At 71.3% G+C, this 13,918-nt stretch carries 16 protein-coding genes and 1 tRNA gene; 14 read left to right on the top strand and 3 right to left on the bottom strand.

The features are described 5' to 3' along the window. Window positions 1–15: 15 nt before the first annotated feature. A complete protein-coding gene (locus KCG34_RS18245) occupies window positions 16–1,020 on the bottom strand; it encodes an NAD(P)H-dependent glycerol-3-phosphate dehydrogenase (protein ID WP_211937045.1) in 1,005 nt (334 codons plus the stop codon). Continuing rightward, window positions 1,017–2,114: a tRNA (adenosine(37)-N6)-threonylcarbamoyltransferase complex transferase subunit TsaD gene (gene tsaD / locus KCG34_RS18240; RefSeq protein WP_211937044.1), complete on the bottom strand. Its 1,098-nt coding sequence runs from the start codon at window positions 2,112–2,114 to the stop codon at window positions 1,017–1,019. The genes KCG34_RS18245 and tsaD overlap by 4 nt, the downstream gene beginning before the upstream one ends. Before the next feature lie 136 nt (window positions 2,115–2,250). Between tsaD and hemC the strand changes: the two genes are divergently transcribed. The 12 genes from hemC (at window position 2,251) to KCG34_RS18180 (ending at window position 11,334) form a co-directional block, all read left to right on the top strand. After that, the gene (gene hemC / locus KCG34_RS18235; RefSeq protein WP_249138358.1) at window positions 2,251–3,135 is read left to right on the top strand and encodes a hydroxymethylbilane synthase; all 885 of its coding nucleotides are present in this window, start codon (window positions 2,251–2,253) and stop codon (window positions 3,133–3,135) included. After that, the gene (locus KCG34_RS18230; RefSeq protein WP_211937042.1) at window positions 3,132–3,851 is read left to right on the top strand and encodes a uroporphyrinogen-III synthase; all 720 of its coding nucleotides are present in this window, start codon (window positions 3,132–3,134) and stop codon (window positions 3,849–3,851) included. Before hemC ends, KCG34_RS18230 begins: the two co-directional genes overlap by 4 nt. Beyond that, window positions 3,848–4,756, top strand: a complete 909-nt coding sequence (locus tag KCG34_RS18225) for a COG4223 family protein (protein WP_211937041.1) — start codon at window positions 3,848–3,850, stop codon at window positions 4,754–4,756. The genes KCG34_RS18230 and KCG34_RS18225 overlap by 4 nt, the downstream gene beginning before the upstream one ends. Continuing rightward, complete coding sequence (locus KCG34_RS18220; RefSeq protein WP_211937040.1) at window positions 4,753–6,291, top strand: heme biosynthesis HemY N-terminal domain-containing protein; 1,539 nt, start codon at window positions 4,753–4,755, stop codon at window positions 6,289–6,291. Before KCG34_RS18225 ends, KCG34_RS18220 begins: the two co-directional genes overlap by 4 nt. A gap of 29 nt (window positions 6,292–6,320) precedes the next feature. Next, window positions 6,321–6,396: transfer RNA gene (locus KCG34_RS18215), tRNA-Thr, on the top strand. Between the two features lie 99 nt (window positions 6,397–6,495). Further along, a complete protein-coding gene (locus KCG34_RS18210) occupies window positions 6,496–6,858 on the top strand; it encodes an ArsR/SmtB family transcription factor (RefSeq protein WP_211937039.1) in 363 nt (120 codons plus the stop codon). A 12-nt stretch (window positions 6,859–6,870) separates the two neighbouring features. Then, window positions 6,871–7,344: an ArsI/CadI family heavy metal resistance metalloenzyme gene (locus KCG34_RS18205; protein ID WP_211937038.1), complete on the top strand. Its 474-nt coding sequence runs from the start codon at window positions 6,871–6,873 to the stop codon at window positions 7,342–7,344. Between the two features lie 18 nt (window positions 7,345–7,362). Further along, window positions 7,363–8,073 (top strand): aquaporin, encoded by a 711-nt coding sequence (locus KCG34_RS18200; RefSeq protein WP_211940881.1) that lies wholly within the window; start codon window positions 7,363–7,365, stop codon window positions 8,071–8,073. Then, entirely contained in the window at window positions 8,070–8,489 is a 420-nt protein-coding gene (arsC, locus tag KCG34_RS18195; protein ID WP_211937037.1) for an arsenate reductase (glutaredoxin), read from the top strand. Before KCG34_RS18200 ends, arsC begins: the two co-directional genes overlap by 4 nt. Before the next feature lie 4 nt (window positions 8,490–8,493). Beyond that, a complete protein-coding gene (locus KCG34_RS18190; RefSeq protein WP_211937036.1) occupies window positions 8,494–9,006 on the top strand; it encodes a hypothetical protein in 513 nt (170 codons plus the stop codon). Window positions 9,007–9,026: 20 nt separating this feature from the next. Then, complete coding sequence (locus KCG34_RS18185; protein WP_211937035.1) at window positions 9,027–9,959, top strand: TauD/TfdA family dioxygenase; 933 nt, start codon at window positions 9,027–9,029, stop codon at window positions 9,957–9,959. Between the two features lie 124 nt (window positions 9,960–10,083). After that, window positions 10,084–11,334, top strand: a complete 1,251-nt coding sequence (locus KCG34_RS18180; protein WP_211937034.1) for a glycosyltransferase family 87 protein — start codon at window positions 10,084–10,086, stop codon at window positions 11,332–11,334. On the opposite strand, the gene rlmN is transcribed toward KCG34_RS18180, so the two are convergent. After that, entirely contained in the window at window positions 11,335–12,489 is a 1,155-nt protein-coding gene (gene rlmN / locus KCG34_RS18175; RefSeq protein ID WP_211937033.1) for a dual-specificity RNA methyltransferase RlmN, read from the bottom strand. It lies immediately after the preceding gene. A gap of 150 nt (window positions 12,490–12,639) precedes the next feature. Between rlmN and KCG34_RS18170 the strand changes: the two genes are divergently transcribed. Together KCG34_RS18170 and KCG34_RS18165 are read left to right on the top strand one after the other, a co-directional pair. Beyond that, on the top strand, window positions 12,640–13,227 hold the full coding sequence (locus tag KCG34_RS18170; protein ID WP_249138070.1) for a sigma-70 family RNA polymerase sigma factor: 588 nt from the start codon (window positions 12,640–12,642) through the stop codon (window positions 13,225–13,227). Further along, window positions 13,224–13,889 (top strand): cupin domain-containing protein, encoded by a 666-nt coding sequence (locus KCG34_RS18165; RefSeq protein WP_211937032.1) that lies wholly within the window; start codon window positions 13,224–13,226, stop codon window positions 13,887–13,889. Before KCG34_RS18170 ends, KCG34_RS18165 begins: the two co-directional genes overlap by 4 nt. The last annotated feature ends 29 nt before the right edge of the window (window positions 13,890–13,918 follow it).

Below are 13,918 nucleotides of genomic sequence, written 5' to 3'. Positions count from 1 at the left end.
CGGCGAGAGCGAAAGTCAATCCTGGTGTTCCGCTTTCAGCGGGCGGGCCAGAAGCTCGCCGATCGCTTGGTCCAGGCCCTTTTCACCGGCCAGCACCGCCGCCACCGCCTCGCAGATTGGCGTTTCCACTCCGACCTTGTTTGCCAGGGCTCTAACTGCCGGCGCCGAAGCCACGCCCTCGGCTACCGACAGCTTGCCGGCCAGGGCCTGGTCGAGCGTCTCGCCGCGGCCCAGCGCCAGGCCGACGCTCATGTTGCGCGACTGGGCGCTGGAGCAGGTCAGGACCAAGTCGCCCAGGCCGCATAGCCCGGCCAGTGTGCGGGCCTCGGCGCCCAGGGCCACAGCCAGCCGGGTCAACTCGGCGAACCCGCGGGTGACCAGGGCGGCGTGGGCGCTGCGGCCAAGGCCGCGCCCCTCGACAATGCCGCAGGCTATGGCCAGGACGTTCTTGACCGCCCCGCCCGCCTCGGCGCCGACGAGGTCATCGGTCCAGTAGGGGCGGAAGCTCGGGGTGGCCAGGGCCTGGGCCAGGGCCTCGCCCAGAGCCTCGTCGGCGCAGGCTAGGGTGACGGCGGTCGGCAGGCCGCGAGCGACCTCGCCGGCGAAGCTGGGACCCGACAGCACCGCCGCCCGCGCCTGGGGCGCCACGTCGGCCAACACCTCGGCCATCAGCTTCAGCGAGCCCTGCTCCACCCCCTTGGCGCACAGCACCACCGGCAGGCCCTTCGGGATCTGGGGCGAGAGGGCGGTGAAGGTCGCGCGCAAGTGCTGGGCGGGGGCCACGGCCAGAATCATGTCGAGGCCGGTCAGGTCGGCCAGGTTCGAAGTCGCTTCCACGGCCGGGTCCAGATCGACACCCGGCAGGAACAGGGGGTTCGTGTGCTCGCGCGAAATCGCCTCGGCCACCTCGGGCTCGCGGGCCCAGAGCAGCGGGGAGCGGCCGGCCCGGGCGCAGACCTGGGCCAGGGCTGTGCCCCAGGCGCCGGCGCCGACCACCCCAACCCGCTGAAATCCGCTCACGCCTTGGCTCCCTTGCGTCCGGGCTTGTGGGTAGGATTGGACGAGGCGGCCGCCTCGTCCAGCGGCCAGCGCGGCCGGGCGACTGCGTCCAGCCCGTCGCTGAGGCCCTCGGCCAACCGCTCGGCGCCCGCGAGCGCGATCATGGCCGCATTGTCGGTGCAGTAGGCGAGGGGCGGGGCGTGGAACAAGAACCCCTGAGCCTGGGCCAGCGCGGTCAAGGCGCGGCGAACCTCGCGGTTGGCGGCGACCCCGCCGGCGACAACCAGCCGCCGCTCGCCCGGGCCGTGCTGCCGGGCGTAGCCGACCATGGCCTTGGCGGTGCGGTCGGCCAACTGGCGGGCGATGGCCTGCTGCACGGCGGCGGCGAGGTCGCGCCGATCGGTCGGATCGGTGACGCCATCCGCCATCCGCGCGGCGGCGGTCTTCAGGCCCGAGAAGGAGAAGTCGCAGCCCTCGCGGCCCAAAAGGGCGCGAGGCAGGGCGAAGCGGCCTGCATCGCCGCCCTCGGCCAGCGTTTCCAGCGCCGGGCCGCCAGGATAGGGCAGGCCCATGGCCTTGGCGATCTTGTCAAAGGCCTCGCCCGCCGCATCGTCGATGGTCGAGCCGACCCGCCGGCAGCGGCCGACCCCGGCCACTTCCAGGAGCTGGCAATGCCCGCCAGAGACCAGCAGCAAGAGGAACGGATAGGCGATCTCCGCGCCCAGCCGCGCCGAGACGGCATGGCCCTCGAGATGGTTCACCGCCACCAGCGGCAGGCCGCGGGCCAGCGCGATGGCCTTGCCGGCCGACAGCCCCACCATCACCCCGCCCACCAGGCCCGGCCCTGCGGTGGCCGCCACCCCGTCCAACCCGGAAAATCCCAGGCCGGCGGCGCGCATGGCCTCAAGGATCACCTGGTCGATGATCTCCACATGGGCGCGGGCGGCGATCTCCGGCACCACCCCGCCGAAGGGGGCGTGGGCGGCGATCTGGCTGGCGACGATCGAGGACAGGACCTCGGTCGAGCCGTCGGCCGAACGCCGGACCACAGCGGCGGCGGTCTCGTCGCAGCTGGTCTCGACGCCGAGGACGGTCAGGGTCGGTTGCGGGCGCATCGCGCCTCCTGTAGCAGGCCAGATGCGCTGGCTCCACGCCCGCAGGATTTTCACCAGGGAGGCCTCGCCCGTGCCCCAGCCCATCGTCCGCATCGGGACCCGCGGCTCCAAGCTGGCCCTGACGCAGGCCGGCCACATGCAGCGCCGCATCGCCGCCGCCCTGGGCTATGGGCCGGAGGACGCGGAGGCGGTGGCGCCCCTGGTGCGCATCGTCACCACCGGCGATCACGTGCAGGACCGGCGCCTGCTGGAAATCGGCGGCAAGGCCCTGTTCACCAAGGAGATCGAGGAGGCCATGCTGGATGGGCGGGTCGACTGCGCGGTGCACTCGATGAAGGACGTGCCGGTCGAGCGTCGTCCCGGCCTGGTGCTGGCCGCCATTCCCGAGCGCGAGGACCCGCGCGACGCCTTCGTCAGCCCGAACTACGCCCGGCTGGCCGACCTGCCCCAGGGCGCGCGCCTGGGCACCGCCTCGCTGCGCCGCCAGGCCCAGGCGCTGAACGCCCGGCCGGACCTGGAGATCGTGATGGTGCGTGGCAATGTCGACACGCGCCTGGCCAAGCTGGAGCGCGGCGAGGCCGACGGCATGCTGCTGGCCTTGGCGGGGCTGAAGCGCCTGGGCCTGGACGGCGTGGTCCGCTCCGCGCTTGATCCCCAGGCTGATCCGCCGGCGCCGGGCCAGGGCGCGCTGGCTATCGAGACCCCCGAACGCCTGTCCGAAGCCGATTGGGTCAGGGCCCTGCGCCATGCCCCGACCGCCATCGCCGTCGCCGCCGAGCGCGGCGCCCTGGAGGCCCTGGAAGGTTCCTGCCGCACCGCCATCGGCGCCCATGCCAGGCTGGAGGGGAGCGAGCTGGCCCTGACGGTCGAAGCCCTGACCCCGGACGGGCGCGAGCGCTTCCGCCGCGAGGGCCGCATCGCCTATGCCGCCGACGGCGAAGCGGCGGCGCGTGCCCTAGGTGAGCGGCTGGGCGCCGAGATCCGGCAAGAGGGCGGCGAGCGGCTGCTGCTCTCGATTTGACCGCCGAGCCGGCCAGGCTGTGGGTCACCCGCGCCCAGCCCCAGGCCGCGGCCACCGCCCGGCGGATCGAGGCGCTGGGGCTTATGGCCGTGGTGCAGCCGGTCCTGGCTGTGGTTCCGATCGAGGCCGACCTCGACCTGTCCGGCGCCGACGCCCTGGCCTTCACCAGCCAGGCGGCGGTCGCGGCGTTTGCAGCGCAGTCGGAGGCGCGCGCCTTGCGAGCCTTTCCCGTGGGGACGGCCACCGCTGCGGCCCTTCGCGCGGCGGGCTTTCCCAGGGTCGAGGCGCCGCCCCCGCAAGGCGACGTCCATGGCCTGGCCAAATCGATCGCAACGGCTGATTCGCGGCCGCGCCTGGTGTTCAATCCGACCGCCGAGGAGCCCGCCGCCGACCTCGGCGCCCTGCTGGCGGACTCCGGAATCGAGGTCCGCTCGACCCCGGTCTATCGCACCGTCCGCACCCATCTCGCCGCCCCGCCCGAGCCGATCGACGGCTTCCTGATTCACTCGGCCAAGGCCGCCGCAGCCGTCGCCGACGTGGTCCTGCCGGAGGCGGCCGGGCGCCTCACCGCCTATGTCATTTCCGAGGCCGCCGCGGCCGGCTTGCGCCAGCGGGGCTTTGGGCGGATTCTGCTGGCTGAGCGCCCGGAGGAGGCCTCGCTGCTGGAGCTGATCGAGCGTGACCGGACCCGCCCGCGGAAGCCTGGAGACCCATGACCAGCGCGCCTGATCCTGCCGACCATATTGACATGGCCCTGCCGCGCGACCCGGCCGAATACAGCCTTCGCCGCCACGGCTTCGGCCTCGCCTTCTGGGCCATGATCGTGTTCGGCCTGCTATGTGTCGCGGCGGGCTTCGCCGTGAGCCGCTATGGCCCGACCCTGTTTCCGCCCAAGGTGACGCCCGCGCCGCCGGCCAGCAGCGCCCCATCGGCCGTCGTCGCGCCGCCCATCGCCCCGCCCGGCGACCTGCAGACGGCGCCGCCCCAGGCGACCCTGGCCGCGGCGCCCGAGGCCGCCCCCTCGGCCGAGGTCCGCGCCATCTCCGGCCGACTCGACCGGCTGGAGGCCGATCAGCACCGCGCCGCCCACGCCGCCGCCGAAGCCCTGGCCGCCGCCGACCTGTCCGAGGTCTCGCAAGGCTCCCTGCCCTTCGAGGGCCAGCTGGCCGCGGTCGATCGCCTGCTGCCCGATTCGGCCGATTTGCGCGCCCTGCGCCCCCTGGCCGCCGTCGGCGCGCCCAGCCGCGCGGCCCTGGCGTCCGAGCTCTCGGGCCTCGCCGACCGCGCCGCGGTGGCCGCCCGGGCCCCTGCCCCCGACGCCGGCGTCCTGACCCAGATCGCCCACGCCCTGGCCTCGGTCTTCACCGTCCGCCGGGTGGACAAGGTCAATGGCGCCAGTCCCGACGCCGTCCTGGCCCGCGCCCAGGCTCACGCCAATGATGGCGACATCGAGGGCGCGCTGAAGGCCCTGGACGGCCTGCCCAAGGGCGGCCAGGCGGTGCTGGCCGACTGGCGCGCCCAGGCCCAGCGGCGGGTGGCCATCGACCGCCGCATCGCCGCCCTCAGAGCCGGCGCCCTGCGCGACCTGACCCCGATGTCCGAGGCCTGGGCCACGCCATGATCCGCACCTTCCTGCTGTTCGTGTTGCTGGTAGGGGCGGTGGCGGTCGCCTTCGCCCTGGCCGGCGAGCCGGGCCGGGCCAGTGTGGAGTGGCTGGGCTGGCGCGCCGACACCACCGCCGCAGCGGGTGTCTGCGCCATACTTGTACTGGCCTTCTTCGCCGTGACCCTGTGGCGGCTTGGCCTATGGCTGGCCGAGGCCCCGCGTCGCGCCGCCCGCCGCAAGGCCGAGGCCCGCCGCCGCCAGGGCGCCGACGCCCTGACCCGGGGCTTCCTCGCCGCAGCCGCCGCCGATGGTTCCGAGGCCCGCCGCCTGGCCCAGGTCGCCTCGGATCTGGTGGAGGAAACCCCCGCCCTGGTGCGCCTCCTGGCCGCCCAGGCGGCCGAGATCGCCGGCGACCGCCCCGCCGCCAAGGCCGCCTACAACGCCATGCTGGGTTTTCCCGAGATGCGCCTCGCCGCCCATCGGGGCCTGATGCAGACCGCCCTGGCTCAGGGCGACCGTGCCGACGCCCTGGCCCACGCCAAGGCGGCCTATGCCGAGGCCAAGACCGGCCGCTGGGCCTGGCGCGCCCTGATCGAGGACCGGCTGGAAAACGGCGACTGGCCCGCGGCGCTCGAGCTGGTGCAGTCGGCCCTGACCCGCAAGATCGTCTCGCCGATCAGCGCCGAGCGCGCCCGCACCGCCCTCCTCGCCGCCTCCGCCGCCGGGCTTGAGACCGACCCCGACCCGCGCCGCCGGTCCGAGGCCGAGGGCTTCGCCCTGCAGTCGGCCAAGCTCAACCCCGGCTTCGCCCCCGGCGTGGTGCTGGCCGCTCGCATCCTGGCCGCCAGCGGCAAGACCGGCCGCGCGGCGCTTTTGATCGAGCAGGCCTGGAAGCTCGCCCCCCATCCCGCCCTGGCCCTCGCCTGGCGCGACCTCAACGGCGGCGAGACGCCCAAGGCCCGCGCCGCCCGCTTCGAAGCCCTGGCCCAGCTCAATCCCGAGCATCGCGAGAGCCGCCTCCTCAGGGCCGAGCGCGCCCTTCTGCTGCATGAGCCGGCCGAGGCCGCCGCCTTCGCCGCGCCCCTGGCCGAGGCCCAGCCCAGCGCCCGGGTCTGCGGCCTGATGGCCCGCATCGCCTTCGCCGCAGGCCAGGCCGACGAGGCCCGCGCCTGGATGGCGCGCGGCGCCGCGGCCCCCGCCGAGGCCGACTGGTCCGATCTCGATCCACAAGGGCGGGCCTTCGCCTACACCCCGACCGACTGGGCGCGGCTGGTTTCGGCCTTTTCCGAGACCGGAGAGCTGATTCATCCGCGGCTGGAGCGGCGCGAACGCATGCTGAGCGAACTGCCCGAGCTGCCGCCTGCCTACGAACCCGCCACCCCGCTTTTGGCGCCCGAGGACTACCTGGCCCTGGACGCCGGCGACGCCGGCCTGTTCGACGACGGCGGCCCCGACCTCGAACCGCTCCCACCCGAGCCGCCCCGCCCGCGCCCTCCGGCCAAGCCCGCGCCGCGCCGCCGCTTGGCAAGCTCGCCGCGCACAGCTAAATAGCCCCCTCCGGAGCCCTTCCGACTCTGAGGGCCGCCATAGCTCAGCCGGTAGAGCGGCGCATTCGTAATGCGTAGGTCGGGTGTTCGAGTCACCCTGGCGGCACCATCATTCCCAATCAGCGAACGAACATAGCTCCGACGGCCGTCGCGATCCTGGAGCTGACGCCTGTTGACTCGCCGATATTAATTCTATATTTGTTGAAGTATGGAATCTAATGACGCCGTCAAACGTCTGTCAGCGCTGGCCCAGGACTCCCGGCTGGCGGTCTTCCGCCTGCTGGTTCAGGCCGGCCAGGAAGGCGTGGCCGCCGGCGAGATCGCCCGCGCGCTCGAGATCACGCCCAACACCCTCTCTGCCCAGCTCAATGTGCTGTCGAACGCCGGCCTTGTCGTCAGCCGGCGGGATGGGCGCTCGATCATCTATGCCGCGGCCTACGACCGGATGGCCGAACTGCTGCTCTACCTGATGCAGGACTGCTGCCAGGGACGACCCGAGGTCTGCGCGCCTCTGGCCGACGCCGCAACGCAGGCGGCGTGCTGCGGCCTGCCCAACAACGTCAACGCCTGAAGGAGACCTGCCATGAAGCGCCTGCACGTCCATGTCGCCGTCGAGGACCTGGCGAAATCGATCGGCTTCTATTCGACCCTGTTCGGTTCAGAGCCGACCGTATTGAAGGGCGACTACGCCAAGTGGATGCTCGATGATCCGCGGGTGAATTTCGCCATCTCGAACCGAGGCGCGGCGACAGGGCTCGATCACCTGGGCATCCAGGTCGAGAGCGACGCCGAACTGGGCGAACTGGCTGGGCGGCTGAAGGACGCCGGCGAGACCACCTTCGACCAGCAGGCGACGACCTGCTGCTACGCGATGGGCGACAAGTCCTGGGTGCGCGATCCCAGCGGGGTGCGCTGGGAGACGTTCCACACCACCGGCGAGGCCGTGACCTACGGCGAAGATGCCCCCCCCACCGAGGCTGGGCAGGCCCGCCAAGCCTGCTGCGCCCCAGTGGAAGCTGCCGCCCCGTCCACCCCTGCGACGGCGTGCTGCGGCTAAGGCGCCATCATGCGCGATATGGGGGACATCACCGCGGCCAGCCTGGAGCCGCCGCTGCATGCCTTTTCGGCGGGTCGGCGGGTCCTGGGCGAAGCCCTGGGAACGGCGCTGCTGCTTGCGGTCGTGATCGGTTCGGGGATCATGGGCGAGCGCCTCAGCGGCGGCAATGTCGCCATCGCCCTTCTGGGCAACACCCTTTCGACCGGGGCGGCGCTGGCGGTGCTGATCACCGTGTTCGGCCCCCTGTCGGGCGCCCACTTCAACCCGGCCGTGACCTTGGTGTTCGCCCTGCGGCGGGAAATCGGCTGGGGCCTGGCGGCGGCCTACATCGCGGCCCAGGCCGTGGGCGGGGTGCTCGGCGTCTGGGCGGCGCACGCCATGTTCGCCGAGCCGATCCTTCAGATATCCAACAAGCTGCGCGACGGTCCGGCGCTGGCCTTTTCCGAGTTCGTCGCCACCTTCGGCCTGGTCGCGGCGATCCTGGGCTCTATCCGCTTCAGGCCGGAGGCGACGCCCTACATCGTCGGCCTCTACATCACCTCGGCCTACTGGTTCACCGCCTCGACCTCGTTCGCCAATCCGGCGGTGACCCTGGCCCGGTCGCTGTCGAACACCTTCGCCGGCATCGCGCCCAGCTCGGCCCCGGCGTTCATCCTCGCCCAGCTGGCCGGCGCGGTCGCCGCCAGCCTGCTGTTCCGCTGGCTTCTGCAGGAAAGGCGCGCCGCATGACCGGCGAGTTTCCCATCACCATCTTTCACAACCCGGCCTGCGGCACCTCCCGCAACGCCCTGGCCATGATCCAGGCGGCGGGCTATTCGCCCGCGGTGGTCGAATACCTGACGACCGGCTGGACACGTCCGCAACTGGAAGAGCTGCTGCGGCGAATGGACATGCCCGCTCGCGCCGCCCTGCGCGAGAAAGGCACGCCCGCCGGCGAACTCGGCCTGCTGGACCCGAACATCAGCGACGACTCCATTCTCGACGCCATGGTCGCCCATCCGATCCTGGTCAATCGTCCGATCGTGGTCACGCCCTTGGGCGTCAAGCTGTGCCGGCCATCTGAAGCCGTGCTGGAGCTGCTGGAGATCAAGCCGGCCAGCTTCACCAAGGAGGACGGCGAGGTCGTGGTGATCGCGGGGAGCTAGGCTCATGGCGACTATCGTCGCCGGCATTCCGATCCCATCGAGCGATCCGCTTTTTCTCGGCGGCGTCGCGGCTCACGTGGCTTTCGGACTGACTGCGGTCGCGAGCGGCGCCGTCGCCATGCTCAGCCCCAAGGGCCGTGGCCGCCATACGCGGGCCGGCGCCGTCTACGTCTGGTGCCTGACGGCGCTGGCCGCCTCCGCCGCCGGGCTGGCCGCGGTCCGCTGGGCCGAGGACGCTCGCCTGTTCCTGCTCGGCGTCGGCGCCGCCGCATGCGCCTGGGGCGGACGATTTGCGGCGCGGCGGACGGCTCTGCGCGTGCATGCGCCCGCCATGGGCGCATCCTATGTGCTGATGCTGACCGCCTTCTATGTGGACAACGGCCCGAACCTGCCGCTTTGGCGGGATTTGCCGCCGATCGCCAATTGGACCGTTCCGAGCCTCGTCGGCGCGCCGATCATCCTATGGGCGCTGTTCCGCCATCGCCTGCTTCGACCGATCCGTCCCCAAGGGCGATGACGCCTTCAGGAGCCTGTTCGATGACTCTGCCCGCCATCCCGATCATCACCCCCGCCGCCTGGCTCGGCCCGGAGATGCGCGAACGGCGCGACTGGATCTACCGCCTTTGCGCCGAGGAAGCGGATGAATTGAAGCGCGCCGCAAAGCGCCTCGCCGAGCAGCAGCGGCCGCTCGATCGGATCGCCGCCGCCGACCAGCCGCTGCCGCTCCTGGCGCCCAGGCTCAAGGCGTGGCTGGCCGAGCTCGAGCATGGCCGCGGCTTCGTCCTGGTGCGCGGCGTGCCTGTCGAGCAGATGTCGGAAGAGGAGGCCTCGATCGCTTACTGGCTCATGGGCCTGCATCTCGGCGCGCCCAAGCCGCAGAACAGCAAGGGCGAGCTTCTCGGCCATGTCCGCGATCTCGGCGACGATCCGAACACGCCCGGCGTGCGCCTCTACCGCACCCACGCCAAGCAGGACTTTCACACCGACGGGGCGGACATCATCGGCCTGCTCTGCCTGAAGCGGTCGAAGAGCGGCGGCCTCAGCCGCATCGTCAGCTCGATTTCGGTGTTCAACGAGGTGGCGCGCCGCCGCCCGGACCTCGCGCCGCTGCTGTTCGAGGATTTCCATTGGGACTTCGAGATCGACGCCGCGCCCGGCCTGCCGCGCACCCTGGCCATGCCGATCTGCCGCTACGACGGCGAGCGGCTGCGGACCTTCTTCATCGGCTGGTACATCCGCAACGCCCAGCGCTTCCCGGACGTGCCCCGGCTCACCCCCGCCCAGCATGAGTTGCTGGATCTGGTGGAGGCCGTCGCCAACGACCCGGCGCTGTATCTCGACATGGATTTCGAGCCGGGGGACGTTCAGTTCCTCTACAACGCCTCGATCCTGCATGCCCGGACCGAATACGAGGATTGGGACGAGCCGGAGCGCAAGCGGCACCTGCTGCGCCTGTGGCTGACCGTGTAGAGCGGGCCGGATCCGCAGCTGCGGCGCGGACAAGGAAGAAAGCGAAGAGGCTGAAGCCTTTCCCGCGAGAATCGCGCATCATTTTCCGCTGAGCCTACCCGTCGGGATCGAGAGAGCGATCAAGGTGCCGAAAGCCGGCCTTTCCAGTGATGTGCGGTATGGGCGAGCCGGCGAGGCGCCCTTGCCGATGGTGGGGTGGTCTCAATTCAACGCCGCCGAGCGGCGAGCCTTCCTGGTCTGCCTCGGCGTAGCGGTCGGATATGCGGTGACGCTTGTCATCCTGTACGTCCGTCGAACCTGGATCTTGGACGGCGACGGCGGTCCGGCGCTGACCGACTTCATAGCCATCTGGTCGGCCGGACGCCTCGCCCTGGCCGGCCATGCTGCATCGGCCTACTCAGCCGCCAGCGAGCACGCCGCCGAAGTCGTAACCCTCGGCCACCCCTTTCGTCACGAATACGGCTGGCCCTATCCGCCAAGCTATTTCTTCGTCGCGGCGGGCTTGGCGCTCCTCCCCTATGCGCTGAGCTTTCTAGCCTGGGTCGCGGGTACGGCCACATTTTACGGTTTCGCCGTCGGCAAGGCGTCCGGCCGCTGGAGCGCGGCGATAGCGGCGCTCGCCGCCCCGTGGACCCTGGCCTGCGCGCTGGTCGGCCAGAACGGCTTCCTGACGGGCGGCCTCATGGCCCTGGCGCTGGTTTGCCTCGATACGAGCCCGATGGCGTCCGGGCTTTTCTTCGGGCTCCTCACCTACAAGCCTCAGTTTGGCCTTTTGATTCCCATCGCGCTGGCCGCCGGCGGGCGTTGGAAGGCGATCGGCTGGGCGATGGCGACGACCGTCGCACTGACCGGCCTGTCCGTTGCGGTGTTCGGCGTGCAAGCGATGGCGGGATTCCTCTGGACGCTTCCCCGGACCGCACAAACGCTGGTCGTCGAGGGCGGCGTCGGCTGGAACAAGCTCGAGAGCATCTATGGCCTCGCCCGATGCCTCGGCGGTTCGAACGCCGTTGCCACGGGACTCCAGGTTGTCACAAGCCTCGGCGCCGCGGTGGCGATTGCACTACTCTGGCGCAGCAAGGCTGCGTCCGCGCTCAAATCCGCGGGCCTGATCGTCGCGGCGGCGATCTCGACCCCCTATCTTTTCGCCTACGACCTGCCGATTCTTGGCGTAGCGACGGCGTTCCTGATGCGGGAAGCCGACCTGGACCTGCTGGACTACCTGGGGCTGGCGATCGCCTGGTCGGCGCTGGGGTTCGCCCTCGTCGTTCCGCTGCCGGTGGGATTGTTCGCCACCCTGAGCCTCGGAAGCCTGGTCGTTCGGCGCGTGGTCATGTCACGGGGCGAAAGCGCGACCCTGGCGCCAGCCACGAACTGACTATCCAGCCGCATTGAGCTTGCGCCGCTCGCTGGCCCGCAGCTTCTCGCTTTCAGACCTCAGCTGGCCGCAGGCGGCGAGGATGTCGCGGCCGCGAGGCGTGCGGATCGGCGAGGCGTAGCCGGCCTTGTTGACGATGGCGGCGAAGGCCTCGATCGTGCTCCAGCTGGAGCATTCGTAGGGGGAGCCGGGCCAGGGATTGAACGGGATCAGGTTGATCTTGGCCGGAATCCCACGGATCAGCCGCACCAGTTCGCGCGCCTCGGCCGGACTGTCGTTGACCCCCTTCAGCATCACATATTCGAAGGTGACGCGGCGGGCGTTGGAGAGGCCCGGATAGTCGCGGATCGCCGCCATCAGCTCCTTCAGCGGATAGCGCCGGTTGATCGGCACCAGTTCGTTGCGAAGCTCGTCGTTGGTGGCGTGCAGCGAGATGGCCAGCATGGCCCCGGTGCGTTCCCCCAGGGCTTTCAGTTCGGGCACGACCCCGGAGGTCGAGACCGTGGTGCGCCGGCGCGAAAGCGCCAGGCCCTCATTGTCCGAAATGATGTCGATGGCGTCGGCGACGCTGTCCAGATTGTAGAGCGGCTCGCCCATGCCCATGAACACGACATTGGACAGGCGCCGGTCGTCCTTGTCCGAGGGCCATTCGGCCAGATCGTCGCGCGCCACCTGCACCTGGGCCACGATCTCGGCCGCTGTCAGGTTGCGCACCAGGGCCTGGGTGCCGGTATGGCAGAAGGTGCAGTTCAGGGTGCAGCCGACCTGGCTGGAGACGCACAGGGCGCCGGCGCGGCCGACATCGGGAATGTAGACGGTCTCGGCCTCGATGCCGGGGGCGAAGCGCAGCAGCCACTTGCGGGTGCCGTCGGCGCTGACCTGGCGCTCGGCCACCTCGGGGCGGCTGACCACGAAGCGGTCGGCCAATAGGGCGCGGGTTTCCTTGGCCACGTTGGTCATCTGGTCGAAGCTGGTGACGCCGCGATGGTGCATCCACCGCCACAGCTGCTCGGCGCGCATCTTGGCCTTGTCGGGCGCGCAGATGTCGCCCTCGACCAGAGCCTGGGCGAGGCCCGCGCGCGTCAGGCCCGACAGGTTCGGCTTGGGCGCAAGCTTCGGCGGCGCGCCGCGGGAGAGATCCAGTGTGACGCTCAAAGCGTAAGGTCCGTCATGAAAGCGGCGATCCTCATAACAGATGGCGACCCTGCGCCCAAATCGAAGCCCATGGCGGCGGGCGGCGGCGAGATGGGCGTTTCGTCGCGGCCTGCGCCGTGCCAGGATTACCGGGCAGAACGGGAGAGCGTGGTGTCGCTGTATGACGGCCCGGGCGCGGCCGCGGACCCGGCCGCCTTCGCCGATTGCGTCGAGGCGATCGCCGCGCGCGCCGACAAGGCCGCCTTCGCTCGCCTGTTCGCCCATTTCGCCCCGCGGCTGAAGGCCTATCTGCTGCGCCTGGGCCTGGGGGCCGCCCAGGCGGAGGAGGTGGCGCAGGAGGTGATGGTCACGGTCTGGCGCAAGGCGGCCAGCTTCGACCGCCGCCAGGCCTCGGCCGCCACCTGGATCTTCCGCATCGCCAGGAACCGACGCATCGACCTGTTCCGACGCGACCAGCGCGCGGCGCTGGATCCCAACGACCCGATATTCCAGCCGCAAGCCGAGGCCGCGCCCGACGCGACCAGCGAGGCGGCCGACCGTGAGACCCAGGTGCGCCTGGCCATGGCCGAGCTTCCGGCCGACCAGCGAGAGCTAGTGCGCGCCCATTTCTACGAGGACCTCAGCCACAGCCAGATCGCCGAGCGCACAGGGGTGCCCTTAGGGACGGTCAAGTCGCGGCTGCGCCTGGCCTTCGGCAAGCTTCGTTTGAGGTTGGAAGGCGCGGGAGCCGACGCATGAGCGCCGCTTCGCTGAACGCCTATCTGGCCGAGCGCCAGGCTGATCCGGCGATCCGCCTGTTCGCCGCCACCACCGCCGCCATGCGCGCTGATCCCGCCTGGCTCGCGCGCGAAGACGACCCGGCCTCTGCCCTGTTCCTGGCCGAGGAGGAGCCCGTCGCGCTGTCGCCCGCCGCCTTCGAGGCGACCCTGGCCGAGATCGAGGCGGCCGAGGCGCGTGATCGCGCCGCCGCGCCGGAGGGCGGCGATCCCATCCTGGCCGAGCTGGCCCGCCTGCCCTCGCCCCTGCGCGAGACGGCGCTGGATGCGCTGAAGGCGGAGCACTGGCGCGTGGGTGGTATCGGCATCCGCCGCCTGCCCCTGGCCGGCCGGGGCGAGACCCACCTTGAGCTGATGCGCATCGAACCCGGCTGCGGCGCCGCCAGCCACGCCCATGGCGGCGACGAACTGACCCTGGTCCTGTCGGGCGGCTATGCCGACGGGCATGGCCACTACGGCCCCGGCGACGTCTCCCTGGCCCAGGGCGACTTCACCCACGCGCCCAAGGCCGATCCGGGCGAGCCCTGCTATGTCCTGGCCGTGACCTACGGCGAGCCGCGCTTCTTCGGCCTGATCGGCTTCCTCCAGCGGCTCGGGCTGTTCCGCGCGCCCGTGCGGGGATAGGCGCGTCTCGAACCACGCACTATGCCTTG

Source organism: Phenylobacterium montanum, from assembly GCF_018135625.1.
In the GTDB taxonomy this organism is placed as follows: Bacteria; Pseudomonadota; Alphaproteobacteria; order Caulobacterales; family Caulobacteraceae; genus Poindextera; species Poindextera montana.
Note: the sequence above shows the minus strand (reverse complement) of the source record. Positions and strands in the feature narration are given on the sequence as shown.